This window comes from Wolbachia endosymbiont (group A) of Apoderus coryli, assembly GCF_947251615.1.
GTDB lineage: Bacteria > Pseudomonadota > Alphaproteobacteria > Rickettsiales > Anaplasmataceae > Wolbachia.
Window position 1 is genome coordinate 1,115,787 of sequence record NZ_OX366367.1, and the last position, 25,495, is coordinate 1,141,281.

Annotated in this window: 21 protein-coding genes; 13 read left to right on the forward strand and 8 right to left on the reverse strand. The window is 34.6% G+C overall.

The window, feature by feature from the left end:
* The first annotated feature begins 181 nt into the window (after nt 1–181).
* On the forward strand, nt 182–919 hold the full coding sequence (locus OPR43_RS05720) for a type I glutamate--ammonia ligase (protein ID WP_265034487.1): 738 nt from the start codon (nt 182–184) through the stop codon (nt 917–919).
* Nucleotides 920–922: 3 nt separating this feature from the next.
* Here OPR43_RS05720 and OPR43_RS05725 read toward each other — a convergent pair whose 3' ends face one another.
* Nucleotides 923–1,630 carry a hypothetical protein gene (locus OPR43_RS05725; RefSeq protein WP_265034488.1) on the reverse strand — a complete coding sequence of 236 codons (708 nt, stop codon included), beginning with the start codon at nt 1,628–1,630 and terminating at the stop codon, nt 923–925.
* A gap of 230 nt (nt 1,631–1,860) precedes the next feature.
* Between OPR43_RS05725 and OPR43_RS05730 the strand changes: the two genes are divergently transcribed.
* From OPR43_RS05730 to OPR43_RS05760, 7 genes are all read left to right on the forward strand, one after another.
* Nucleotides 1,861–2,883, forward strand: coding sequence for an IS110-like element ISWen2 family transposase (locus OPR43_RS05730; protein ID WP_007548332.1), 1,023 nt, complete (start codon nt 1,861–1,863; stop codon nt 2,881–2,883).
* A 457-nt stretch (nt 2,884–3,340) separates the two neighbouring features.
* A complete protein-coding gene (locus tag OPR43_RS05735) occupies nt 3,341–6,415 on the forward strand; it encodes an efflux RND transporter permease subunit (RefSeq protein WP_265034489.1) in 3,075 nt (1,024 codons plus the stop codon).
* Nucleotides 6,416–6,503: 88 nt separating this feature from the next.
* A complete protein-coding gene (nusA, locus tag OPR43_RS05740; RefSeq protein ID WP_265034490.1) occupies nt 6,504–8,066 on the forward strand; it encodes a transcription termination factor NusA in 1,563 nt (520 codons plus the stop codon).
* Nucleotides 8,067–8,075: 9 nt separating this feature from the next.
* A complete protein-coding gene (gene infB / locus OPR43_RS05745; protein ID WP_265034491.1) occupies nt 8,076–10,400 on the forward strand; it encodes a translation initiation factor IF-2 in 2,325 nt (774 codons plus the stop codon).
* A 9-nt stretch (nt 10,401–10,409) separates the two neighbouring features.
* The gene (locus OPR43_RS05750; RefSeq protein ID WP_265034492.1) at nt 10,410–10,808 is read left to right on the forward strand and encodes a ribosome-binding factor A; all 399 of its coding nucleotides are present in this window, start codon (nt 10,410–10,412) and stop codon (nt 10,806–10,808) included.
* Between the two features lie 3 nt (nt 10,809–10,811).
* On the forward strand, nt 10,812–11,669 hold the full coding sequence (ubiA, locus tag OPR43_RS05755) for a 4-hydroxybenzoate octaprenyltransferase (protein WP_265034493.1): 858 nt from the start codon (nt 10,812–10,814) through the stop codon (nt 11,667–11,669).
* Between the two features lie 547 nt (nt 11,670–12,216).
* Nucleotides 12,217–12,393 carry a hypothetical protein gene (locus OPR43_RS05760; RefSeq protein WP_265034494.1) on the forward strand — a complete coding sequence of 59 codons (177 nt, stop codon included), beginning with the start codon at nt 12,217–12,219 and terminating at the stop codon, nt 12,391–12,393.
* A 132-nt stretch (nt 12,394–12,525) separates the two neighbouring features.
* Here OPR43_RS05760 and OPR43_RS05765 read toward each other — a convergent pair whose 3' ends face one another.
* On the reverse strand, nt 12,526–12,759 hold the full coding sequence (locus OPR43_RS05765; RefSeq protein WP_265034495.1) for a WPE palindromic element domain-containing protein: 234 nt from the start codon (nt 12,757–12,759) through the stop codon (nt 12,526–12,528).
* Nucleotides 12,722–12,985: a WPE palindromic element domain-containing protein gene (locus tag OPR43_RS05770; RefSeq protein WP_265034496.1), complete on the reverse strand. Its 264-nt coding sequence runs from the start codon at nt 12,983–12,985 to the stop codon at nt 12,722–12,724. Before OPR43_RS05770 ends, OPR43_RS05765 begins: the two co-directional genes overlap by 38 nt.
* 153 nt (nt 12,986–13,138) lie before the next feature.
* Between OPR43_RS05770 and OPR43_RS05775 the strand changes: the two genes are divergently transcribed.
* From OPR43_RS05775 to OPR43_RS05790, 4 genes are all read left to right on the forward strand, one after another.
* Nucleotides 13,139–14,518, forward strand: coding sequence for a hypothetical protein (locus tag OPR43_RS05775; RefSeq protein ID WP_265034497.1), 1,380 nt, complete (start codon nt 13,139–13,141; stop codon nt 14,516–14,518).
* Between the two features lie 206 nt (nt 14,519–14,724).
* On the forward strand, nt 14,725–14,862 hold the full coding sequence (locus OPR43_RS05780; RefSeq protein ID WP_265034498.1) for a hypothetical protein: 138 nt from the start codon (nt 14,725–14,727) through the stop codon (nt 14,860–14,862).
* 219 nt (nt 14,863–15,081) lie between these two features.
* Nucleotides 15,082–15,681, forward strand: a complete 600-nt coding sequence (gene recR, locus OPR43_RS05785; RefSeq protein WP_406831137.1) for a recombination mediator RecR — start codon at nt 15,082–15,084, stop codon at nt 15,679–15,681.
* Between the two features lie 3 nt (nt 15,682–15,684).
* Nucleotides 15,685–16,914 carry a KAP family P-loop NTPase fold protein gene (locus OPR43_RS05790; protein ID WP_265034499.1) on the forward strand — a complete coding sequence of 410 codons (1,230 nt, stop codon included), beginning with the start codon at nt 15,685–15,687 and terminating at the stop codon, nt 16,912–16,914.
* A gap of 45 nt (nt 16,915–16,959) precedes the next feature.
* Here the strand turns inward: OPR43_RS05790 and OPR43_RS05795 are convergent, their stop codons facing one another.
* Together OPR43_RS05795 and OPR43_RS05800 are read right to left on the reverse strand one after the other, a co-directional pair.
* Entirely contained in the window at nt 16,960–17,601 is a 642-nt protein-coding gene (locus tag OPR43_RS05795) for a hypothetical protein (RefSeq protein ID WP_265034500.1), read from the reverse strand.
* Nucleotides 17,602–17,670: 69 nt separating this feature from the next.
* Nucleotides 17,671–19,035 (reverse strand): pyruvate dehydrogenase complex dihydrolipoamide acetyltransferase, encoded by a 1,365-nt coding sequence (locus tag OPR43_RS05800; RefSeq protein WP_265035681.1) that lies wholly within the window; start codon nt 19,033–19,035, stop codon nt 17,671–17,673.
* Nucleotides 19,036–19,105: 70 nt separating this feature from the next.
* Here OPR43_RS05800 and OPR43_RS05805 point away from each other — a divergent pair, with 70 nt between their 5' ends.
* Nucleotides 19,106–19,597 carry an SH3 domain-containing protein gene (locus tag OPR43_RS05805; protein WP_265034501.1) on the forward strand — a complete coding sequence of 164 codons (492 nt, stop codon included), beginning with the start codon at nt 19,106–19,108 and terminating at the stop codon, nt 19,595–19,597.
* Here OPR43_RS05805 and OPR43_RS05810 read toward each other — a convergent pair.
* From OPR43_RS05810 to OPR43_RS05820, 3 genes are all read right to left on the reverse strand, one after another.
* The gene (locus tag OPR43_RS05810) at nt 19,594–20,097 is read right to left on the reverse strand and encodes a WBM0748 family T4SS-associated protein (RefSeq protein WP_265034502.1); all 504 of its coding nucleotides are present in this window, start codon (nt 20,095–20,097) and stop codon (nt 19,594–19,596) included. The genes OPR43_RS05805 and OPR43_RS05810 overlap by 4 nt on opposite strands.
* Nucleotides 20,098–20,203: 106 nt before the next feature.
* The gene (locus OPR43_RS05815; protein ID WP_265034503.1) at nt 20,204–23,125 is read right to left on the reverse strand and encodes a hypothetical protein; all 2,922 of its coding nucleotides are present in this window, start codon (nt 23,123–23,125) and stop codon (nt 20,204–20,206) included.
* Nucleotides 23,106–25,460 (reverse strand): VirB4 family type IV secretion/conjugal transfer ATPase, encoded by a 2,355-nt coding sequence (locus tag OPR43_RS05820; RefSeq protein ID WP_265034504.1) that lies wholly within the window; start codon nt 25,458–25,460, stop codon nt 23,106–23,108. Before OPR43_RS05820 ends, OPR43_RS05815 begins: the two co-directional genes overlap by 20 nt.
* Nucleotides 25,461–25,495 lie beyond the last annotated feature (35 nt).

Genomic DNA, 25,495 nt, shown 5'->3' on the forward strand with positions numbered 1-25,495 from the left:
TTGATCATTTTTATTTCAAAGAAATGAAAAATTTGTAAATGTCGCTTGTATCGAGGATTAGAAGCATGCTATTAAAAATAGTAATACATTATGTATAAATAAGATGTTAAATTTACTGGCAAATAAGTAAAGTATTCATATAAATATAGCTAACCTAATATAGATTTACTGAAGCAAATTTATGATTATATTAAGTAATTTGAGTTGTTATGCTGTATTCGGTATTGAACTAGAGTTTTACATTGAAGGAATAGAAAAAGAATATTTATTTCTGAATAGCATCAAAAATAAAATAGCATTTCTTGAATTTTCTTGCGAGAAGGAGAATTCTACACATCAATATGAGATAAAAAGTGGTTGTTATACGAACTCCGACAATTTAATTAAGCATTTTGAGTTAGCAAAACAATTACTTACTGAAGTAGCACAAAAACTTGGTGGGAACGTTTCTTTTAAAGCAAAGCCTTATTTGGATAGAGCAGGCAGTGCATTAAATGTGCATGTTAATCTCGTGAATTCAAATAACGATAACTTATTTTATAGCAATGAGCAAAAGTATAGTGATTATTTGATTCATAGTATTGGCGGATTATGTGCAATGATGAAAAAACATATGTTGTTTTTTGCTCCAAATGATGATTCATATTTAAGATTTCAGTACCCGGATATTCACACTCCAACTACGATTAGTTGGGGAGTAAATAACAGAACTGCTGCGATAAGAATTCCCTATTTTGGCAACGATTCCAAAAGATGCCGCCTAGAGCACCGTGTTCCTGGAGCAGACTGTAACCTTGAAAAAGTGCTTACAGCAATAATTGAAGGTATAGTTTTTGGTATAGAGAACAAAATTACTCCGCCAAATAGAGTGTATGGCATTGCATCTGATCCTCAATATAAGATGGAGAGTTTGATATAAACCCTAACCACGTTGGTTAACAATATCTTCCATAGTTAGCCGCTCTGGCATTCTCATTGAATTATTGGTTATACTCCCATACTGTGATAGCCACTTTGCAGCAGATAGTTTCTGCGTGCTTTTAGACTTAAGCCCTACATTGGTAAGGTCTCTCGATGGCTGCCCAGGAAGTGGATTATCAGATACATCCATGTGTTCAGGGGGAGATTTCATCTGATTCTTTATAGAGCTAGAGCTATTTTGTGTAAGAGTTTTATCATCTGGCATGCCAAGAATAATTTTCTCAGGCACTACCATAGTTTTTGTATAATCAACAGGATTACTATTTCCAGTATCTATAATTTCAACAATAATTGGTTTGCTAAACGCATTTATAGAGTCACCAAGTAATCTTTTCTCCATGCGTTCTTGTGCTCTTTTATTTTTTAATTCTTCTTCTAGCTCAGTTTCAGTTCTTTTTGGTTCTTTTTTTGGTTCTTTTTCGGATATTTCCATATCTTTTTCTTCACCTTCATCAACACTGCTATACCCTTCATCTTCTGAAACACCAGTAATTTCAGCAGGCCGTTCTTTTTTAGTTCTTATTTTATGAATCAGCGAAAGTAATAAGTAAGTAACCACAGCAGCAGAAATGATAATGGCTATCTTTGCGGCAATGTGGATTGCTGTTAAAAATATTAAAGCTGATAAAGCTCCAGCTAATCCAGACACAATAACTTGTATCTTGAAAAAAGCATCTAGTGTTTTTAAGCTTAAGCATTAGGTGGAGAAGGGAAGAACTCTGGAAGATTCCTTAGATATAAAATCTGTAGAAAAGAAAAGAGTTCCCTTCTCAAAAGTAGAGGCTGGACGGTATCGTAGAAAGGCCTAAATGGTTCTAATTCTGTATTCACAAGGTAAGCCTTACTTTTCATTTTTAATAGTAGTATATGGAGTTATATATGATCAACAACTTTTTAGGTATAGATGTTTCAAAAGAACGCTTTGATGTTTCTCTCTCATTCATAAGTAAAAAAGGAAAGCGTGAAACTAGGAAAAGGAAATTTAAAAATGATGATACTGGGTTTCAAGGTCTACTGAACTTTCTACAAAAACATAACGTAGAAGAAGTAAAAGCTTGCATGGAATCCACTGGTTGTTATAGCGAAGCTTTGGCTGAGTTCCTCCACAACGCTGGATATTTCGTTAGTGTTGTAAACCCAGCTTGCATAAGATTTTATGCAAAAAGTAAGCTTACACGACAAAAGAATGACCAGACTGATGCAGAGATTATTGCAGATTATTGTCAAAGACAGGAACCTTCTCGTTGGACACCACCTTCTCCTGAAAAGAAAAAATTAAAACATCTTTATCGTTGCTCAAATGCGTTAAAGGATGAGTTAACATTAGCAAATAATCATTTAGAAAAGAAAGAGAGACTGCCTAAAGAAGTTGCAAATGCTTGGGAAGACCTTGCAATGAACATAGAGCAAAAAATAGAAACAATAAAAAACTCCATACGCGAACTATTAAAACAACACAAAGAATTGTTGGAAGATTTTCAACTCCTATTAACTATTCCAGGAATAGGAGAGGAAACAGCAATAGCTATTTTAGCTGAAATTCCTGGTATAAAAGCCTTTATAAATGCTAGGCAATTGGCAGCATATGCTGGAACTATACCACAAAATATAACATCAGGCTCATCCGTACATGCCAAGCCCAGATTAAGTAAAACCGGTTCACGAACATTACGTAAGGCAATGTACTTTCCTGCTATAGCAGCTAAAAAGCATAATCCTATCATTATGGCTTCTTGCGAAAGATTAAAAGAGAAAGGCAAGCATGCTATGGCCATAGTTGGTGCTGCAATGCGTAAGTTACTTCATATAGTTTTTGGTGTTTTAAGTTCAAAAAAGGCCTTTGATCCAGATCATATCAAGAACTATAGGGCTAAAAGGTTAACTGAAGGTTTAGTACTTTAAAATCAAAAAATGCTTCTAATTCATCTTATGTAAAATGGCATCTTACACAAATTTATTGAATGTTGTTGGTTAGTGGATATGTTGATAAGTAAATTTCTGCTGTTTTATATGTAACTAATTTACTTATCAACATATCCACTAACTATAATCTGTATACTGCTACACAGTTGGAAGTATTTTTTGATTTTATTATGCAATTTGGAGAATTTTTATGACTTTTTTGTTGACTAACAAGACGGTATCTTTTCTCTTGCCTTTTGTTACATTTAAAATTGCCACCATAATAACCTCTCAAATACTGTTCTAGAATTATTATACAGAAATTTTCTTATACTTGCAATTTTGCGAAAATTTTAATTATTTGCGTAAAGTTTTAAAGCTATACAAGGATTAATTAATATGCAATGTATCTCGACTATAATATTGTACAAACGCACATATTCAGTTAACATTCAACATGCAGAGCTTACTCATAGAGCGAAACAGGACGGTGGTATTATTACTTATAGTAATTTTTATCTTCGGTTCATACGTTTATGTAAAAATGCCAAGGGAAAGTAACCCTGATATACAGATTCCTATAATCAGCGTGTTTGTTGGACTTCCTGGGATTTCTGCTCAAGATAGTGAAAAGCTATTAGTGCTTCCTATAGAAAACGAACTAAGATCCATCGAAGGTGTAAGAGAACTAAAGGCATTCGCGACTAATGATGGTGCTCACATGATACTCGAATTTGGAACAGAGTATGATAATAAAGAAGTGCTCGATAATGTCCGTTCAAAGCTTTCAAACATAAAATCGAAGTTACCTGTTGAAGCAGAATCTGCGATAATCAATGAAATAAACTTGAGCTTATTTCCGATACTCAATGTCGGCTTAATTGGTAATTTGCCAGAAAGAGCCTTAACTGAAATAGCACGCAAGCTAAAGAAAGAAATAGAGTCTCTGCCAAATGTTCTCAAAGTTGAAGTAGCGGGTATGCGTAAAGAAACAGTAGAAGTGATAGTTGAGCCCACAGTTCTAACAAAATATAACATTCAATCAAACGAAATATTCCAAGCTATATCAAGCAATAATAGACTAGTGGGAGCTGGGTCACTGGAAAATGATACCGGTAAATATTCGATTAAAATATCAGGGTTATTAAAAGATATAGAAGATATTATGAATATTCCTATTAGATCTCAAGGCGATGCAGTTTTGAGAATCAAAGATATAGCAAAAGTATACCCTAGGTTTGAGGATCACCAAGGATTTGCTCGCATTAATGGATTACCTAGTGTCGTGCTAGAAATTTCAAAACGTAACGGAAAAAACATAATAGACACAGTAAATCAAGTAAAATACTTAATGGATAAGGCAAAAGATCAATTACCTGAAAATTTAAAAGTGGTGTACTTAAATGACCAGTCAAAAAACGTCCGCGATGTGCTTGATGACTTGGAAAACGGCATAATATTTGCTGTGTTGTTAATATTGATCATAATGATGCTTTCTATGGGAACAAGGATTGCTATTCTTGTGGCACTCTCGATACCCGGTTCCTTTCTCATTGGGATAATAGCTCTTTACTTTATGGGCATAACCTTAAATATCGTTGTGCTCTTCAGTTTAATCATGGCTGTTGGCATGCTGGTTGATGATGCAATTGTGATCAGCGAATATGCCGATAGAAAGATGATCTGCGGAATGGACAAAGTAGAAGCCTTTCACACTTCAGTTCGTGATATGTTTTATCCGGTTCTATCATCGACGTTAACTAAATTAGCAGTGTTTTTTCCTCTATTATTCTGGCCTGATACTGTTGGTAAATTCATGCAGTACATACCAATTACAATAATTCTAACTTTGACTGGATCGCTCATTATGGCTTTGGTTTTTATACCAACACTTGGTGCAATATTTGGTAAGCCTTCAATAACTTCAAAAAAAGAAATAAAAAAAATGAGTGCTATAGAAAGTGGTGAGATAAAAAATGCTGGGCCTATAATAAGAGCTTACATACGCATGCTAGAGAAGGTTTTAGATCATCCTAAAAAATTCATATGTGCTACTGTATTCGTCCTGTTTTCATTTAGTGTGCTGTACTTTACCTTTGGTCCTGGAGTGAAGTTTTTTCCGAAAGTGGATTCAGATAATATTTTAATCAGTGTTAAAGCAAAAGAAAGCTTATCAGCCAAAGAACGAGATTTGATACTAAAAGAAGTGGAAGAACGCATTTTGAGCGTTGAAAAAGAAATTCATGTTTCTTATGCCAGATCAGGAGCATTTTCAGACAACGTTATCGCCAGAATTCAACTAGAACTTATGGATTGGCGCTTCAGGCGCAAAGCTAAGCACATATTAAACGATATAAGAAGCAGTGTGCAAGACATGAAAGGAATAATAATTAATGTTCAAGAGGAAAAGTCAGGACCGTCGGCTGACAAGCCAATACAAATTAACCTCAGCGGAAGTGCATCCAATCTGAATTTAGCAGCAGAGAAAATTCTAAAAATTATGGACCAACCTTCATCCGGGTTTATAAATATTCAAGATAGCAGATCAGCACCTGAAATAGAGTGGAATATGAGTGTTGATAAGAGTAAAGCTACAAGTTCTGGAGTAAGTGTTGCAACCATTGGCGATTTTATAAAGATGGTTACAAATGGAGTGTTGATTGGAAAATATAGACCAAATAACACGGATGAAGAAATCGATATTGTACTCCGTTTCCCCAGAAGGGACCGCAACATGAAGACTATAGATAATCTTTTTATCAATACAGTTAATGGCCCGTATCCTATGAGCAACATAGTAAAATATGCTCCCGAAAAAAAGGTAAACAAACTAAATAGGATTGATGGATTACGTACAGTGACAATTTCCGCTGATGTGGATACTAGCTATCTTGTTGATGAAAGAGTAAAGTTCATTCAGAATTCTATTGCCCAGGATTGGGACAAGGGAGTAAAAATTGATTTTAAAGGCGACAAAGAAGATCAACAAAAATCAGGAGCATTTTTGTTAAAGGCTTTTATATTAGCGATTACACTAATGATATTGGTATTAGTGACACAGTTTAATAATGTATACCATACATTTATCGTAATGACAGCAGTGTTTTTATCCACCACATGTGTGTTTTTTGTTTTCTTTCTTATCCAACAAGTTTTCGTAGTTGTTATGTGTGGAGTGGGGATAATTGCTTTGGCAGGAATTATAGTGAATAATAACATACTATTGCTTGATGCCTTTCGTCACCAAATTAAGGTACACAAAAATGACATCAAGCGATGTGTAATAAACGCTGCAATTTCTCGCGTTAGGCCAATATTGCTTACCGTTGCAACCACAGTTCTTGGTTTAATACCGATGATTACCAGGTTAAATATCAATTTTTTTACGCTACAAATCACATATGATGCTCCATCAAGCCAGTGGTGGGTTGACATTTCAACAACCATAGCAAGTGGAATATTGGCTGCAACGGTTTTAACTTTATTCTTTACTCCTGCGTTGCTTGTCATACAAAGACATGAAAAAACTTGACTTAAATTAGCAATCATTTAACATTTAAGATAGCGTTCTTTGCCCGTTGAAGCTATAATTATAACTAATTACATTGGATTTATTTATTATGATTGCTAATCGTAAAAGCAGTGTTAAGCAGAAAAGTAACAAGAATAACATAGTTGGAAGCCTTGATGTAATAAAAACAGCAGGAGAGCTTTCACTTCAAAAAGGTTTGGATTTTGATGTTGTAATAAAGGCACTAGAAAGTGCTATAGAAGCAGTGGCTTATCAAAAATATGGTAGCAAAAGTAAAATTGTAGTTAATATAGATAGAAATACAGGCAAAGTTACTTCATACAGAAAACTAAAAGTTATTGATGACGAATCAAATGAAGAAGAGAACACTGAGTATGAATCAATTACGCTTACACAAGCTAAATTAATAAAAGGAGATGCAAAAGTTGGAGATACTGTTAGTGAATTGCTCTCTCTTAACACTGATCTTGCTTCAGCAAGAATTGCCCAGCAAAAGATTGCTCAAATAATTAAAGATGAAGAGTCAAAAAAGCAATATGAGGAATTTAAAGATAAGGCGGGAGAAATAAGGTATGGTATTGTTAAACAAGTAGAATATTCAGATCTTATTATAGACATAAATGGCACTAGGGCATACCTTCCTTTGCGAAATTTGACCGGTGGTGAATCATTTCGTGAAGGCGATAAGGTTAAAGCTTACATACAGACTGTTAAGCGCTCTGATGATGGACGTCAAATTATTCTTTCTAGGACTCATGAAGGCTTTTTAGAGGCATTATTAAATCAAGAAATACCAGAAATTGCTGACAGGTTAGTAACAATTAAAGGTATAGCTAGAGACGCCGGCTCAAGGTCTAAGGTCGCTGTTTTCTCTCCTGACAAGAACATTGATCCAGTAGGTGCTTGTGTTGGAGTTAAGGGAGATAGAATAAAAACTATTATACACGAATTAAATGGTGAAAAAATTGACGTTATAAATTACTCCTCAGATTTGGGTCAATTTGTTATTAAAGCCATTACTCCTGCAGAAGTATCGAAGGTTATTATTGATGAAAATGAAAATTGCATAGAGTTAATAGTTGCTGAAGATCAATTGAGTTTAGCTATAGGAAAAAAGGGCCAGAATGTAAGATTAGCTTCAGAGCTTGTTGGATGGAAAATTGAGATATTAAGCACTCAGCAAGAATCAGAAAGGCGAAGTAAAGAACTTAGTCAATGTTCAGCTTTATTTGCTGAAGCTTTAAACTTAGAAGAGATTATGGGTCAGCTATTGGTAACAGAAGGTTTTTCAAGCGTAGAAGATATATCCAGCGCTTCAATTAAAGAGCTTGCTTCAATAGAGGGCTTTAATGAAGATATTGCAAACGAACTTCATAATAGAGCAAACAAGTACCTGAAAACAGAAAATGATAGAAAAATAGAAGAGCTAAAAAGTTTAGGTATGGAAGATGATGTAATCAATTTAACTTTATCAATAGACAATAAAATTGCTCTTAGTAAACATGATATTAAGACTTTAGAGGACATAGCAGATTTATCAAGTTATGAGTTTTGCAGCATGCTCTCTTCCTCAGCTGATAGCAAAGAAAATCTAAAAGATACAGTAGATTCAATAATCATAGAAGCACGTAAAAAGCTTGGATTAATATAATAAAATAATATGAATAATGAAGATATCAGTAATAAAAAATTAACGCTCCAAGGCTTAAGCAAGCTTAAATTAGACCTCAATTTAAACTCTTCAGCTAGCCCAAGTACTGGAGCTACAGTAGTAAAAAAAAGAAGAAAAAAATCTCATGATGCAGAAGAACATAATTTATTTGACGAGAGTAAATTAGGTTCTTTAACAGAGAAAGAACAAATTTTCCGCATTAATGCTGTGCAGAATGCTGCTTTGCTGAAAGAAAGAAATCAGAGAGAAGAAAAAGAGAAAACAGCAAAAGAAGACAGCAATAAAGAGATTGACGAGAAAAATGAAGCGGACGCTTTATCTAAAGAAATAAATAAGAAAGTTTTAAGTGATACTCACTTAGTTGAACTAAGAGAAGATAATATTGACTATGAGGGCGACGATAAAAAGTCTTCTAAAGTCAACAAAGATATATATTCTAAGCATTCTAAACTGGTAATTGCACAGGCAATAGATGAAAAAACTGAACAACCCCCTGTATTTAAGCAAAGATTTGGTATAAGAGGTAGAAAGTCAAAGTTTACTAAGGGTAAAAATATATCAAGAGAAGTTATTGTACTAGACAAAATAACTATCAGGGAGTTATCTATTCGTATGGCAGAAGATAGCAAGAGTGTGCTAAAAATGTTCAAAGAAGAAGTTGGTGAGAGTTATAGAGTAGATGATCTGGTGGATCCAGATATAGCATGTGAAATAGTGAAAAAATTTAATCATACGGCCAAACGAGTGAGCGATGCCAACAAAGAAAAGGATTTATTTTTTATAGAAGGCAGAGAAAGCCTGCTTAAAAAACTTAAACCACCAATCGTCACTTTTATGGGCCACGTGGATCATGGTAAAACCTCATTGCTCGATGCATTTCGTGAATCTAATGTTGCAGAAAGAGAGTCAGGTGGCATAACTCAACACATAGGTGCTTATCAAATAACGACAAAAGATAAGCAAAAAATTACTTTCATTGATACACCAGGACATGAAGCGTTCACTGCGATGCGTGCATGTGGTGCCAATATTACTAATATAGTTGTAATAGTAGTTGCAGCTGACGATGGAATCATGAAACAAACAGTTGAAGCAATAAATCATGCAAAAGCAGCAAATGTTTCTATTATAGTTGCTATTAATAAAATTGATAAATCTGAGCCTGGTGATGTGGAGAAAGTAATGAGTAGCTTACCTCAATATGATCTCATTCCTGAAGAGCTCGGTGGTGATGTTATAATTGTGCCAGTATCAGCAAAAAAGAAAACTAATTTAGATAAACTAGAAGAGGCAATTTTGTTAATCGCTGAATTAATGAAGCTAGAAGCAATAGAAGATTGTCGAGCACTTGGATGGGTAATAGAATCCAAAATAGATAAAGCAAAAGGAATATCAGCTACGTTGATAGTTGAGGAAGGAACGTTAAAGGTTGGTGATATATTGGTAGTTGGTACAACATACAGTAAAGTACGTAGTATGGTTAATCACCTTGGTCAAAGAGAAAAAGCAGCACTACCCTCCGCTCCAATTGAAATTACTGGTCTAAATGGTGTGCCAAATGCTGGAGATAAATTTGTTGTTGTAAATTCTGAAAAGCAGGCGCGTGAAATTGTTGAATACAGGCTAGAGTTGATCAAGAAAAAGAAAGAAGATTTGGGCGACAATAATTTAGATATATTCAGTCGTAATGACAGTAAAACAGAAGAACTATCTGTAGTTTTAAAGTGCGATGTAACTGGTTCTATTGAAGCAATATCAAGTTCAATTGATAAACTCGGTAAAGACCAAGTGAAATTAAATATCCTACACAAAGCAGTAGGAGGGATAACAGATTCAGATGTGCTGCTTGCAGAAGCATCAAGTGCAGTAATTTTAGCTTTTAATGTAAAAGTGGACTCAAAAATAAGGGATTTGGCAAAACAAAAAGGTATAGAAATACATACTTATAACATAATATACGAGCTCATTGACGACATGAGAATGTATTTAACTAAAATGTTAAAGCCTATTACACGAGAGGTTCGTGTTGGTTCTGCATCTGTAAGGCAAATATTTAATGTATCTAAAGCTGGTAATATCATTGGATGTTATGTAAGTGATGGAGTCATAAAAAAAGATTCTTTAATTAAGGTAGTGCGTGGTGGCAAATTGGTGCATGAAGGAAAGTTAAAAGCACTACGTAGATTTAAAGATGATGTTAAAGAAGTAGGTGTAAACTTTGAATGCGGAGTATCACTAGAGGGTAATATCGATATTAAAGTTGGAGATATTTTAGAAGCTTATCAATTAGTGCAAGAAGAAAGGGTGTTATAGTAGCTGGATATGAAAAAGGAAATTAGAAACCTAAAAATAGCATCGGTATTGCATAGAGCAATATCAAGAGTCCTAATGGAAGGGAAGGTGTTCAATAAAAATGTAGCGGTATCTGACGTAAAATTAAGTAAAGATTTGAAAAAAGCAGATGTATATATTGTGTTATCTTCATTGAATATTCAAGTAGCTGACTACTCAGATTCAGAAAAAAGACGCACTGGAGATCCTTCTGAGAATAATTGTGATATTAACACTGTTGTTAATGAAATGAACCAATCTGCATGGTCAATACGTAAATCTATATTGTGTTATGTTGATTTGCGATTTATACCTGAGTTAGTTTTCAAGCCTGATTTAGCGTTCGATAATTTTGTCAATGTAAGCAAAATATTACATAATCACACTTAATTAATGCATTTCAATCGTTACTTTTCATTAATGAGATTGCACAGTTTAACAGGTTTGTGGCTTGTGCTATTTCCCAGTTTGAGCGGTATTCTTTTAGCCTCAACTTCTCTATCGTATCAGGCTCTTTTTCTCCTTGTTTTGTTTACTATAGGTGCATTTTTAATGAGACCTGCAGGGTGCATAATCAATGACATTTTCGATAGAGAAATAGATGCGCACGTTGAACGAACAAAATATAGGCCACTTGCAAGTGGTGCATTAAACATAAAGCAGGCTTTAGCTTTACTTTCACTGTTACTGTCTATTGCCCTGGTAATCTTATTATTAACTAATAAAACTACACTCATACTTGGAATAATTTCAATGTGCATGATAGTTATCTACCCCTTGCTAAAGCGTTACGTTTGGTGGCCACAATTGTTTTTAGGGTTTACTTTTAATATGGGGTCGCTCATGGGCTGGACAGCAATAAAGAACCAGATTAGTATAGAACCTATACTCTTTTATGTAGGATACATTTTTTGGACACTTAGTTATGACACCATATACGCCCATCAAGATAAAAAAGATGATGAAAAACTCGGAATGAAATCTACCGCATTATATTTTGGTGATACAACAAAATCTTGGTTGAAAAGATTTTATTTAATATCTCTTATGGCGTGGTCATATGCTGGTATCTTATCATCATTAAATAACATTTTTTATATTGCTCTACTTGCTGTAGGGTTCATATTTCACCGCCAATACAAAAATTTCAATCCTGACGATCCCAGTCAATGCATGTCCATATTTAAAAATAATTCCTACGTAGGGTTGCTTCTCTTTTTTGGCATCCTTTTAGATAGAATTATCACCTAGGTCCCAAGAGTTTTGGCTCTAATGAAGTCAATAAACTCAGGTAGCCCGCAGAAACGAAAAAACTTGCTTGACACCCTTTGCCAGCCCTCTTATCATGAAACTGAAGCTATTGTATTTGCTTTCGCCAATCTGCAGATTAAAAGGTAAGGATTACTTAATGTATCGGCGTCTTATGTTCAATTTTTTGCAGTATATAGATACTGTATGTCTTTACAAAACTTCATCTACATCTAGATTTTTATCTAAATAAGCTGAACGCGCTTATAAAGCGTTACAAGACATCAAAAAATGCCAATACTCGACAGAGATAGTAAAAGACTAGCTAACTCGGGGATTCTTTGTCTTTTTTTCTGCTTAGTAAATTTCTTAAACATTTGCAGCGTAGGTTAGTTGCAATTAAAAGCAGCTGAATTTCGCTTGTCAAGCGTTTAAAACATAAAAAACGCCAATATTTTAAAGCGGATAATAACCACGGGGCTTCTTTTGCCTTTTTTTCGTTTGGTAAATTTCTTAATATTTATAGCTAACATGAAGCTAAGTGCAAACTTTGTTAAACACAACAAATGATGTCATCCCAGTGCTCCTTTTTTTGTCATCCCAGTGCCCAGACACTGGGATCCAGGAAAGTTTGCTTGTGAGCAAGCAAACTATCATAGAAAGTGGTTACAGCGTTTTCGATGAGATTGCAGAAAGGCTGGATCCCAGTGTCTGGGCACTGGGATGACACCGTCTTGGATGGAAATCAGTGTCGGAGCACTGGGATGACACCCTGACAATCGTCATCCCGCTACGTGTTAGCGGGATCTATGCTTTGAGATACCGCGAATGAATCGCGGTATGACGGTGTAGATGATGGTTAAGTATCCCGCTGCTTGTTAGCGGGATCTAGAGATACCGTGACGATATGACGTAGGACTGCTGTCATGCCAGTGCTTGACACTGGCATCCAGTCTTTATTATGCAGCCACTTGGTTAGAATTAAGTTTTCTGGATCCCAGTGTCTGGGCACTGGGATGACACCTCTGGGCACTGCCGTCATAAAGGAACCAGTGTCAGCTACTTGAATGACAGCTAGCCTGACAATCGTCATCCCGCTGCTTGTTAGCGGGATCTAGAGATACCGTGACGGTATGACGTAGGACTGCTGTCATGCCAGTGCTTGACACTGGCATCCAGTCTTTATTATGCAGCCACTTGGTTAGAATTAAGTTTTCTGGATCCCAGTGTCTGGGCACTGGGATGACACCTCTGGGCACTGCCGTCATAAAGGAACCAGTGTCAGCTACTTGAATGACAGCTAGCCTGACAATCGTCATCCCGCTGCTTGTTAGCGGATGAGATACCGTGGCGGTATGACGTAGGGAAATCTTACTTATGTAGCTATAGTTCTACATGAATTACAAAAGTAATATTTACTAGATCTTAATATTTTAGATCTATATTTTAACAAATAATGAGCTGTAATTAGTATGAATGATCCATTTAAAAGTGAGAACTATAAAAAAAATCTCGACTCCTTGATAGAAGCTATAAAGCTGAAAAACATTGGTGAACAATATAATAAAACAGTGAGGGATTTATCCCAAACATTAGAGAGTTTTACAGATAAGGCAGAAGATGTAGCTAAGTTTGTTATATGTAGTGACTTGAATAATTATATAGAACCGGTGAACAAAAAGCCATCAGGTTTTTTTGGAATATTCAAGAAAACATTTAATAAAATCTTGGGAAAAGATACTTCAATTCAGGATAACAGTATAAGAAATTTTGCTAATGATAAATTGCCCAGTCTTGCTGAAAAAATAACATTCGAATACCTAAATGTTTTAAAGAAAATTTCAGATTTAGAGCAAAGTAAAAAAAATCAGGAGGAACATAGATTGTATGGAGTGAACTTAGAGGATAGAACAGCGTCAAAGCAAGAAGAAAATCCTTTATATGAGCTACAAGAAAGAAAAGGAGATTCAGGCTATGGAAGTTCATTAGATAAAGAGCATGAATATGAAGACATATCAAATTATCAAGAGAAAAAGCAAAAGGAAAATCCTTTATATGAACAGAGAGAAGATTTAGGCTATGGAAGTTCATTAAATGAAGAGTCTGTATACGAAGAGATATCAAATTATCAAGAGAAGAAGAGTAAAATTTTAATAGAAAATTCGCAGAGTTCAAAATCGCCCAAAGAAGAGCCAATTTATGCAACAGTTTCTAAAGAACATATAGAAGCAAAAAGAGAACGTAAGCAGAAACAACAATCTCAATCCCTCGTACCACCAAAACCACCAAGAGCACCGCAAGTACCAAAAAAAATGTTTACTACTGGTCAAGAAGTTAGACAAAAATCGAAAGTGGTAGTCAAAGATAAACCTGCAGTGCCGCCAAAGCCTAAAAATCTAAGCCAAAAAGTAAACACAGAGCCAAAAGTAGTAGGGAAAAAATCAGTTGAAAGTAAACCTACAGTACCACTAAAATCTGAAAATCAAGACAATAGGAAATCAGCACAAAAAGCTGCTGGTAAGGCGATACCAAAAGTAGCAGCAGCTACTATGAAAGGAGGAGCTAATCGCGAGATGGGCAGTAAAGTAAAGGCATTAAAAGAAAAATTTGAGCAAAATCAAGTAAAAGGAAATGCTAATGTACGGCTTGCTGAAAGCAAAACCACCCCAGCAGCACAAGCGGATATCGGTGTGAAGAAAAAACAATCTCATTCATTTCCAACAGGAAATAAAAGATCTGCAATGAATCACCTAACAGCAGCAAAATCTCATGTCAGCAAAAATTCCCTTCTCACGCATGCAAATGTAAAGGAAATGGTTGCACAAATTGAGAAAGGAAAAGGAGGAAGATAGTAACATTTGGGAATGTTTAAAAAAAACATATGTGTCAAGTCAAGAGATTGTGAGCAAACTTAGGAAATTATAGCTAAACTGACTTAGATTTACTGACAATTTGAAAAACCGTCATTCCGCTGCTTGTTAGCGGCCGAGATACCGCGATTCATCGCGGTATGACGTAGAGCTCGCGTTAGCTATACTTTTATACTCACCAAATCAGTTTGCTTGCTCATAAGCAAACTTTCCTGGATCCCAGTGTCAGCTACTTTCATGACACCATTCTTTCTTCTGGATTCCAGACTGGAATGACACCGTCTTGGATGGAAAGGCTGGATCCAAGTAGTCAGCTACTCGGATGACAAAGGAGAGCTACTCGGATGATACCTTTTTCTACTTAGTTTGGGTTATGCAAGAAGTTTATTATAATCAGGCTTTAAGTATGCGGAAGTAATTTTTTGCGTTAGAGTAAAAAATTTTTTCTATAGCTAATCAAAGTGGATCAAGAGAAACTTACCACTTTCTTTACAAAGGGTTTGATGTTACCATTTTACTGCCTATTCTGAATTTATTGAATGAACATTAACATAAAAAATCTAGTTCATGCTTTCTCTAAATTGCCAAGTTTAGGGCCATCATCATCACGCAGGTTAGTTATACATTTACTCCAAAATAAAGAAAAAGTTATGCTACCACTTGCATCTTTGATTAAAGAGCTAGCAGATCTTATAATAGAGTGTGAAGTTTGCGGAAATCTAGATACTAAGTCACCTTGTTCTATTTGTATTAACCCAAAACGTGACACTAAGTTACTGTGTGTAGTAGAAGAATTGGGTGATCTATGGGCGTTTGAAAAAGGAAATATATATTCAGGTTTATACCATGTTTTGGGTGGCAGATTGTCTGCAATAAACGGCATAGGTCCAAAAGAACTTAACCTTGATACTATTCTGGAAAGAGTGACGGAGTCTAAAATTGAAGAGATAATTATCGCAATTAATCCGACATTAGAGGGCCAAGTTACTGCACAATATATAATTGAATTGCTAAAAAACTTGAATGTGAAAATATCACGTCTTGCTTGCGGCATACCAATGGGCGGAGAAATTGACTACCTAGATGAAGGAACGCTGAGGATAGCACTTACTTCAAGACAAGAATATGAGTTAAATATAAAATAAGGTATGTGCTTTAAAAAACTTGTATCGTTAATAACGTTCAAGAAGAAAGAAACAGCACCACCACTTAAAGTGGTGGCTTGGGAAAATGACCGTCTAAACTATAAGCAATTTTCAGGTAAATTCAACACTATAATTAAAACAATTGATAAGTCTTTTACAATAATATCTTTAGAAGGATATGATGGATGGGGCAAGACGTTTTTTTTGAAAGAATGGGTAAAAGAGCTAAAGCAACAAAATGAAATTGCAGCTTATTATAGCGCATGGGATATCAATGCACTGGATCAACCGCTTCCTTCTTTTTTAAATTTCCTATTTGAAGATTTATTTGCATCGTACGAAGTAAAAAGAAGCGTTATACAACAGTTCAAGAACATAAACAAAGAACTGTTTTCTCTAAACACAATAGGAAAGCTGATCAGTAAATCTCCACTTGCTATGCTTTCAGTATTTCTTGATGCTGCAAAAGAGGCTGATAAAAAAGACATAGGTTTTGTCTTGAGTGAATTAAGTCTTCTCCAAAGAAGAAAAGAGAGTACTAGAGATTTTAAAACACAGTTAGCGGATGTGGTTAATAAAATCAGAAAAGACAAAAACATTTATATAATGGTGGATAATCTTGATGTGTGCCGTCCTAAATTCGTTGTCGATTTTTTGGAATCTATAAAGCATATGCTTGATGTGGAGGGGCTGGTTTTCATTATTTCTGTAAGTAAAGATAAGAGTAATGTACAGAGAGCAATCAGCACAATACTTGGACCGAATTTTGACCTAAAATCTTTTACTGATCTCTTTTTACATTTACCAAAACAACCGATAGAAAAATTTACAAAAGAACTATTTGAAAATATTAAATTACCGAAAAAATCAAAAAATTTGATTATAGATAGTTTTATACTTTATGCAGAAAGCCTATCACTATCGCTGAAAACAATAGAATATTGCGCAAAAAAAATAAAACTATGTCTTCTGAATTATATAAAGGAAGAACTACCTGATCCGAATTTGTTTGCATTTTTGGTAATACTGCAATCAATAAATATTGATATATATGAGGAACTAGATTCCTCATGTCAAAGATCCTTGGAAAAAATTGAAAATGAATATAAATCTTTAATTTTAACCCACATAAATGGTCAAGAGGAATGGGAAAAACTTAAAACCTCTCTAGAAACCGCTTTTGCAGGGAAGGAATCAAAAATCAACAAAGCTATAAAGGATATACTATTTTGAAAAGATACCCTACCTTTGCATATACAAGGATAGGGTAACATTTGATTAACGCCCTTTTACTATGTCACTACCTTGTTCAAACTTTCTGATTAATTCGCTTACATTGACATTAGATAATTTTTTACCTGCAGATTTGTCATTATGTGAAGCATCAGGTTTATGAAGGTCCTCCTTACTGTTACTCCTAGTAATATTACATCTAACAATGTTTGAATTATTAGACTTATCGCTTATATCTGAAATATTACTTTTTTCACTGTACGAAGACGAGTTGCTCGACATATTGTCTAAACTAAAACGCTTTTTACCTTGATAGATTGGATTCCAATCAAGTGGATTATAAGCTTTAGCTTTTTTATCAAGAGTGCTGCTACTAACATCACTGATACCACTATCCCCTGAATCACGGCGTTGTTTGTTAGGAGTGCTAGCATTTACATGAATGTTGTCTTCCATGAGTTTTCGCATTGTTGGGCCAAATGTTCTTCCAAGATTGCTACTCACTGTTTTATTACTATCATTTGCTTGGAAATGAGATGCATTTTGCTCAAAAATTGCTCTTATTCCAGCAAATTTAGCTTGGGAAGATTTCGGAGGAACAGGTGGAGCAACCATGCCTTTTGAATTAACCTTTCCTTCATTTTTAGGAAAAATTTTTGGATTATTTTTTTCTACTGTAGTATTCATTTTTTTACCTCTAAGCCTATTAACTAGTAGAATTATAAACTTAGAGGTATTAATTTTGTAATAACGATGCTAATAGGTTACCGCAGTTTCAATAAACATCACCAGAGGATTCTCTATATAATGCTTGAAGGTGTTTAAAAATTTTGCTCCTAATGCTCCATCAACTGTCCTGTGGTCAACAGAGAGTGTCACTGTCATTATTTCTGCTATTTCTATTTTCTCATTCATAACAATTGGTTGTTTTTTAGATGCACCAACTGCCATAATGCAAGATTGCGGCGGATTGATTATAGCACTGAAGGCTTTTATACCAAACATCCCTAAGTTGGAGATAGTAAACCCTCCTCCTTGAAACTCTTCAGGTTTCAATTTTCCAGATCTTGCTCTGCTTACTAAATCTTTCACTTCTTTTGATATAGATAAAATACCCTTTTTATCAGCATTTTTTACTATAGGAGTAATTAGCCCATCTTCAAGTGCCACAGCGATTGAGATATCTACATTCGAGTATTTAAGTATTTTATTATCTATCCACGAAGAATTTATATCAGGAAATTTTTTCATGCTAAAAGCCACAGCTTTGATAATTAAGTCATTGATTGTTACTTTATTGTTTTCATCTGCTGAGTTAATCTCGTTTTTTAACGATATTAACTTATCAACCTGGCAGTCTACAGTTAAATAAAAATGTGGAACATTCTGTTTTGATTCAGTTAGGCGCTGTGCTATCACTTGGCGCATGTTGCTTACTTCAACTATGGTATCTTTCTCAGGACTTTCAGTATGTATACCACTGCCTAAAAACTCCAACACATCAGCCTTAATTATGCGACCGTATGGTCCTGTACCTTTTAATTGCTGCACATTAACCCCTTCATTTTGAGCTATTTTCTTAGCTAATGGGCTTATTTTTATTCTACCTTCTACATAACCCTCTGTCATCCCAGTGCTTGACACTGGGATCCATGCTTCTTTTCTAGATCCCAGTGTCAAGCACTGGGATGACATTGAGGAGTTGGATCCCAGTGTCAAGCACTGGGATGACACCGAAGAATGACTTGTTGGCTTTCCGTTTAAATCTTGGTGTTCTGATTTTTGATTATCAACAGCACTTTTTGTCACTTCCTTTTTAACTGCACTATTGATGGAAGTTGAAGTATAGTTGTTAAGTGCACTTTCATCTTCTCCTTCTTCCAGCATTAAAGCTATTGGTTGATTTACAGGCACGCCACTTGTTCCTTCTGTTACTAAAATTTTTGCTAAAACTCCTTCATCTATAGATTCAAACTCCATTATGGCTTTATCAGTCTCTATCTCAGCAATTACGTCGCCTACTTCAACTTTGTCTTGTTCTTTTTTATGCCACTTTACAATTTTTCCTCCAGTTTTGCTCATTGTCGGTGAAAGAGCAGGCATTAATATTTCTATAGGCATTGATTTTGCATTTAAAGATCTATTCAATTTTTAATTTACTCTTTATCTTATGTCAATCTAATCGTGAATTATGATGAACAAATCTGTTACACTATCACTCACGTCATCCCAGTGCGTGACACTGGGATCTTGGTTCAGTACTATTATCCTATTGTTTTTATTATTTAGCCATAGCTTGTTTGCTAACAACTTTGTTTCAACCAAATCAAATAAGATCAACATGAGAACGGGGCCAGGGTTTCACTATCCTGTAAAATGGATATACACTTGCAAAAATCTGCCCCTGAAAGTGATAGAAGAGTTTGAGAGTTGGAAAAAGGTCTGTGATATATATGAAGACTGCGGATGGATAAAAGGCAATCTTCTTAGTGATAAGTACTACGCGATTGTAAAAGAAGACGCTTATGGATATCAAAAACAGAGTGTAGACAGCAAGATTACTATGAAAATAGACAAGTTTGTAGTAATGAAAATAGAAAAGTGCAACGAAGAGTGGTGTTTTCTTTCTACCCCAAAACGTAAAGCATGGGTACAAAAAAAACATATATACGGGGTTGATTAAGTTGAAAAAGGATCTGGACTAACACTAGTTTCCAAACCTTCTGTAGCAGACTCTTCAGATGAAGCAGGAGTTGCACTAACTTCTTGAGGTTCTGGAGAATTATTTTGCCATATAGTGCTGTCACAAAAACTCTGTAACATCTCCTCAGCAGATGAATCTAAAATTTGTACAATAGACTTTCCACTTTGTTCTTTTAGCGATTGATCAAACCTAGAGATCAACTCAGAAAACTCGCTACCTGATTTTTCAGCTTCATTTTTTATTTTACTTTCTATGCTTGCAATATTGCCTTGTTCAATTTCTTCTTTTGTTATGTTGAATGAATTTGCAGCATCTTGATGTCCAATCTTGCAATTTCCACAACCAATTATGCAAAAAGCAATAGAATTAGATATTTCACTTGCAGCCCACTTATGTATAGCGTAAGCCAAATAATTGTCATGGTATTTAATGCTAAATTGTTGTTCTATTAGCTCAGAAATTTTATTCTTTAGAGACATAAAGTACTCCCTCCTTACATTCGTTATACCTTTTTGTTAAGATACACCATTTACTACATGCTTTACTTTAATTAATTACTAAAACAAGAGCATAATTTATATCTTTTTACCTTAACAATTCTTTTTTGATTTCCTCTTCAATTATCTCTCTTATATTCACGTTAAGGTCCCCTACCCAAAAATCAGTCATAGTTTCAAGATCGTATAGATCCTCTATTACTTTTTTAATAGCAGCATTTATTTCTTCTTCGTCAAATTCCTTCATAATAGGTCTAATCTTCACATACCCTGGAGAGCCTTTACCATAAATTCCTTTCTGCATATATCTTGGAGAGTTTTCATCATGAATTTCTTTGTTTTTATCAATGCAACCACCTGCACCAGGTTTATTGCTTCTAAAATTACTTTCACAATTTACTGTTTCATACTTGACTTTACCATCTTCTATATATGTTATTTTATCATCTTCAGTAGACTTCAATGCATCTGCTGTTATGATCCTTTCTTCTAATTTTAAACTCGGTTCATGAATTATTGTGTCCCGATAACTTGTACGTTCAGGACCATATGTTCTATACATACCTCCCCCTGCAACAGTGATTAATGGCTTGCAATCTTGTTTGTCTGAACGACACATTTTTATAAAAATAGGTCCTCCGTCCTTGTCTGAGGAGTTATTTTCCTGATTACCTCCTCCCTCTGTAACTCGAATATTAATTCGAGGATAATTAGGATCAATTTCCAATTGAGCTTTAATATAATCTCCTGGCATTCCTACTCTGCTTTCAGTAGAATGGCAGTTTTCACTTTTACAGCCACTACCTTGTATATGACCTGCTTCACCACTTCCCCACGCTTCTATTTCAACACGGTCAAACATTATTGATAAGTCATCTGTATAAACATCTCCATCTTCAGGCTTATAGGATTTTTCACTATTTTTTTCCAGTTCTTGTTTCTTATCTTTCAGTTGTTTCTTGATTATCTCTTTTAATTTCTTTTTTAAACCTTCCCAGTCAAGCCTACACAATTTATCAGCATAAAAGACCTCTGTTCTATCTGCTTTAATCAGTTGATCTTTTAATTGTGTACACTTTCGTACTTCATTTTTTTTATCTCTTAATACTTTACCATCCTTATCTTTACAATCCACTTCCTCATACCTTAAGTAAAATTGCTTATCATTTTCATTTTTATTTTTATTCAAATATTGTTTTGAACGGCTACACTTTCCATCAAAGCAGATGCAACCATCATTACCTTGCTTACATCCTTCTTTATGCTCTGTATCTATCAACTTATATACTACTTTGACTTTGTTGTTTGTAAATTGTTCATCTATGTCTTTATCGTAATTCACGCAGTAACTGCATTCTCCCTTCTTCTGCTTATTTTCGTCAGGGAAGAAAACGTATCCTTGCTTATTAAATATTATTTTATCCAACCGATTTTGAGGTTCTTTCAAAAGGTCAACTATTTCCTTGCTTGGAAGATAATAGAACTGATTTGATTCCTTGGAGTAAACAGCATTGTATTTAATATATTTTATTCCCATTAATTTTAGTGGTATTATCTCCTCTCCTCTTTTAAGGATAAACTCTTCTGGTTCTGGTTGCCAACCAGAAAGACAAAGCATTTTACTGTTAGAATTTCCTTTATACTTTACTTCTATTTCTGGTTGTCCTAAGTTGTTCAATTTGCACTTATTCCCCTGAAACTCTTTACATTCCGTTTCAATATCAGGAACATAGCCATATTCTTTCAGAACTTTAAATTGTTGCGGATTACTTTCTAATATACCTTCTATAATATTATCAATATAATTTTTTTTGTTATTACTATCAGTCGTTTTTGCTACTATTGCTGGTTTTACTACTTTTAAAGATAGAGGGCCAATATTTACAGGATGGTTGGTAACATTAAAAGTACAGGAACCATTACTGTAGGTTCCGTGTGCTCTACAAGTGCTCTCGCTCATCTTCATTTCTATTTCTAGCGTGTTTTCATTTGCTACCTTCACTATCTTAGGTTCTGGAGCAGGTGGTGCCGGGAAGCAGCGGACGAACTGTGGATTTTTTCCATCTATACTTTGAGTTCCATGGTATTCAGCGCAGAGCTTATCTTTTTCTCTATAAGTTGCGAAGTAATGTGTCGTGCCATCTTTATCCAAAATAGGATACTCCCTAACAACTTCATCCGAAGTAAGGCGCTCCCCAGCTTTATCTTTTTTGTATTTTCTGGGAAAATCTAATTCTTTTCCAATCTTTCTGTCTTCTTCTATTAGATCACCAGCTATTACCTTAACTTTAGGGTTAAAGTAATCATTGTCTCCATTTGTTATAGGAACAATTCTAACTTGTGGAGGTGACATTGCAAGTTGCTCGCAAAATGGAGGGGGGCCAGGTGCAAGTGGTATAGGAGCACATTTTATCTTCTTTTGGTAACAGGTGTCACAAGCTTTATCCATATCTCCAGGACGAAAAATATTTGCTCCCGAAAACACTTTAGCACCCCACGAAGAAATTCCTGACATACAAGCCCCTTTTTGACTGCAGGCACATATCTTAGGAGAGTTAGCGAATCTTCTTTTTTCCTCATCAGTCACATCATCTGCCCACTCCCACCCAAGACCTTTCGCAATTCCTTCTTTAATTTTTTCACTGTTATCTGTCTTAATTGTTCCATCAGCTAACATTCTATTTCCTTCCCAATCAATGAAAGCTGCAGCAGAAACACCCCCACCTGTACTTTGTGTTCCATATATTTGGCGGCAGGATTCCCCACTTTGCAAGTCATAGCAGTAACTTTTTCCATCATAAGCACATACTCTAATTTTAGGATTAAAATAGCCAACCACTCCTTGATCTTTTATTGCTTTTACCTTAATTTCTTTTACCCAATTGCCACCAGCTATTGCCTCCCACCAAGTATTACTTTCTACAAATGTTGGACAATCAGCATATCCTTGATACGAAAGACCAAATATCAAGAAGAATATCAACGAAAAATTAAGCCTTACACTTCTCATAAAACACCGGTAACCACTCATTAACTTCTTCTCCTTTTTCCTTTATTGCCTCATACATATACTTTATAGTCTCTTTGTTAGCTGAAAGTACATGTATTTCTTGCATATTCTTTAAATCTAAATTTAAAGTTACTAATCCTTTGTACTGTTTTATCAAAAATAAACCTTCCTGTGTTGGCGTCTGCAGAATTATATTCAGCTCCTCTTTCGATAGAGAAAATGCTTTCATGTATAATCTATTTGCATTGACGTTCGGCATCAAGATTCTTGTATCAACATGTTTATCTAAATATTGAGTAAATTTGCTAGCAAATGCGAGATTTAAATTTTCAGTACTTAGGATTACTACAACATTTAGTTCCGTCATTCTTTGCATCCAGTTATCAAACTCTTTCTCTGTAGGAAAAATATTACTTATCTCCCACGCTTCATCCAAAACAAGTATTGCAGGCGAGCCATCACATTTTGCCTCAAAAGAATATAAAAAATAGTAAAGTATCACGGACATACATTCCTTTTGTTTTGTAAGGTTTGCGGTGTTGAGAGATATAATTTTTGTTTCCCAGTCAATATCTGATTCATCACCATCTTGAAATAAGTAAGCAAAGTCACCATCGTCACACCATCTACTTATCTTACCCCCAAGGAGCAAGAGCACCTCAGAAATTTGTGAAATAGAACGTGATTCCTTGGGTATAGCAAATATAGAATCCACAATTTTTCTTATCTTTTCTTCTACGTCCACCAAGCTCGTATCGGCTACCATTCTTCTGATCAGTTCAACCAACATATTGCGATTGGAAGCACTATCTTCAATGTTTAGTGGATTAAATTTTAGGCTTTTGTCCTTATATTTTGGATCGATTATGTAATATTTACCACTCACTGCTTTAGTAAAAATTATCGACTTTCCAGTGTTATCCAATATGACAGTTCTTGGGTTAAACTTTCTTGATTCTGATAATAGGAAATTAATGAGTGAAGTTCTGCCTGAATTTGGAGCTCCAAGTATCGTAGTATGGCCATTATTTCTTTTTCCATGGAAATTAAAGAAGTAAGGATTTCTTTCTCTTGAGAAAAAAACTGTTACCGCTTCTTTCCACCTTCCTCCTTTTAATGTACCTGACGTAAAATCATGCAGCATAGCAAAACTGCAAGCATACTTTGCTAATATATTTTTCGGTTGTGTAATAAAAGTAAAATTGCCCGGAAGTTGTGCCCAAAAATGACTTTCCATATGTAAATCAGTTCTAAATATCATGAAGCCAATTAATGACATTATAGAAGATAAATCACTAATATTTTCGGCTAACTTATTCCTATCGTCTGCAAATATTGTAAAAATAATTTTCTGTTGGCAAAAGTCTATACTAGAGGTCTTTTCAAGCTCTATTATTTCTTCAATTCCTGAATTTTTAAGTAAGGTATTATCCTCACTAATTTGCAGCATGTTAATTTGTTTGTTAAATTCTTTTATTGCCTTACTATTACTAGTAAATATCATTATTTCTGTAATGATAAATTCAGATTCAAGCTGCAAGCATCTATCTATATTGCCTAAAGAGATTTCCCGGTATTCCTTTATGCTGAAAATAGAGCCAAATTTCTGTTGACTTTCAAATATTGTTTGAAACGTATTAAAACCAAAAGCTATTTTAAAATTTCTAATATATTGCGACAGGTCCCCTTCATGTATTGGATAATCTTTGTGCGTTAATGTAACAATATAGTGGAGAAATTCTATCATTTCAGAATATATTTTACCTTCACTAAATCTTAGACCCAGTTTTTTAGCTCCAAAAGGTCCTAAATCACTGTGAATTAAGTCAGTTATCTTTTGCAACTCCTGGTGGCTTCCTTGTAAAGACAGCTTATGCTTATTCTTTATTCTATTAAAAAAAAATGAATTATTAGTATGCTTGCCAAAATCGCTAAACAATATTACAATATATAATTCATTTATATACTGTAATTTACTATCAGTAAGTTTATCAAACCGCGCTGAATGTAGCTTATCAGAGAAGTCTTCAGTTTTATTCCATTTTAAGCTCAACTTATTGCGCTTTCTAACGGTATGAATCCAAACGGTAAAATATAGGCTATTAATATTTTTTGATATGCTTTTTCTAATTTCAGTTCTAAGGTCGCTGTAGTTATCAACAGAAGAATAATCTTCTAACTTGATTATTTTTAACAATTCTCCCTGTTTTGTTAGTATGGTTTCTTCATCGTAATGACAAGCATACGGAATGAAATCTAAATCAATGCTTTCTAGTAATGCTAAGTTGTTCTTTTTTTCAAACTTAGAGTTAATTGCTGGTACTTTTAGCTGCATATGCGTATTCAATAAAGATAATTAAAAAAGATAAA

What these genes read in the sequence shown, in the direction of transcription:
- OPR43_RS05730 (WP_007548332.1), top strand. Translation starts at nt 1,861, where the DNA reads ATGATCAACAACTTTTTAGGTATAGATGTTTCAAAAGAACGCTTTGAT.
- OPR43_RS05775 (WP_265034497.1), top strand. Translation starts at nt 13,139, where the DNA reads ATGAATGATCCATTTAAAAGTGAGAACTATAAAAAAAATCTCGACTCC.
- OPR43_RS05810 (WP_265034502.1), bottom strand. Translation starts at nt 20,097, where the DNA reads ATGTCTCTAAAGAATAAAATTTCTGAGCTAATAGAACAACAATTTAGC.
- OPR43_RS05750 (WP_265034492.1), top strand. Translation starts at nt 10,410, where the DNA reads ATGAAAAAGGAAATTAGAAACCTAAAAATAGCATCGGTATTGCATAGA.
- OPR43_RS05800 (WP_265035681.1), bottom strand. Translation starts at nt 19,035, where the DNA reads ATGCCTATAGAAATATTAATGCCTGCTCTTTCACCGACAATGAGCAAA.
- OPR43_RS05720 (WP_265034487.1), top strand. Translation starts at nt 182, where the DNA reads ATGATTATATTAAGTAATTTGAGTTGTTATGCTGTATTCGGTATTGAA.
- OPR43_RS05765 (WP_265034495.1), bottom strand. Translation starts at nt 12,759, where the DNA reads ATGACGATTGTCAGGCTAGCTGTCATTCAAGTAGCTGACACTGGTTCC.
- ubiA (WP_265034493.1), top strand. Translation starts at nt 10,812, where the DNA reads ATGCATTTCAATCGTTACTTTTCATTAATGAGATTGCACAGTTTAACA.
- nusA (WP_265034490.1), top strand. Translation starts at nt 6,504, where the DNA reads ATGATTGCTAATCGTAAAAGCAGTGTTAAGCAGAAAAGTAACAAGAAT.
- OPR43_RS05790 (WP_265034499.1), top strand. Translation starts at nt 15,685, where the DNA reads ATGTGCTTTAAAAAACTTGTATCGTTAATAACGTTCAAGAAGAAAGAA.
- OPR43_RS05805 (WP_265034501.1), top strand. Translation starts at nt 19,106, where the DNA reads ATGATGAACAAATCTGTTACACTATCACTCACGTCATCCCAGTGCGTG.
- OPR43_RS05820 (WP_265034504.1), bottom strand. Translation starts at nt 25,460, where the DNA reads ATGCAGCTAAAAGTACCAGCAATTAACTCTAAGTTTGAAAAAAAGAAC.
- infB (WP_265034491.1), top strand. Translation starts at nt 8,076, where the DNA reads ATGAATAATGAAGATATCAGTAATAAAAAATTAACGCTCCAAGGCTTA.
- OPR43_RS05770 (WP_265034496.1), bottom strand. Translation starts at nt 12,985, where the DNA reads ATGACGATTGTCAGGCTAGCTGTCATTCAAGTAGCTGACACTGGTTCC.
- OPR43_RS05735 (WP_265034489.1), top strand. Translation starts at nt 3,341, where the DNA reads ATGCAGAGCTTACTCATAGAGCGAAACAGGACGGTGGTATTATTACTT.
- OPR43_RS05815 (WP_265034503.1), bottom strand. Translation starts at nt 23,125, where the DNA reads ATGAGAAGTGTAAGGCTTAATTTTTCGTTGATATTCTTCTTGATATTT.
- OPR43_RS05795 (WP_265034500.1), bottom strand. Translation starts at nt 17,601, where the DNA reads ATGAATACTACAGTAGAAAAAAATAATCCAAAAATTTTTCCTAAAAAT.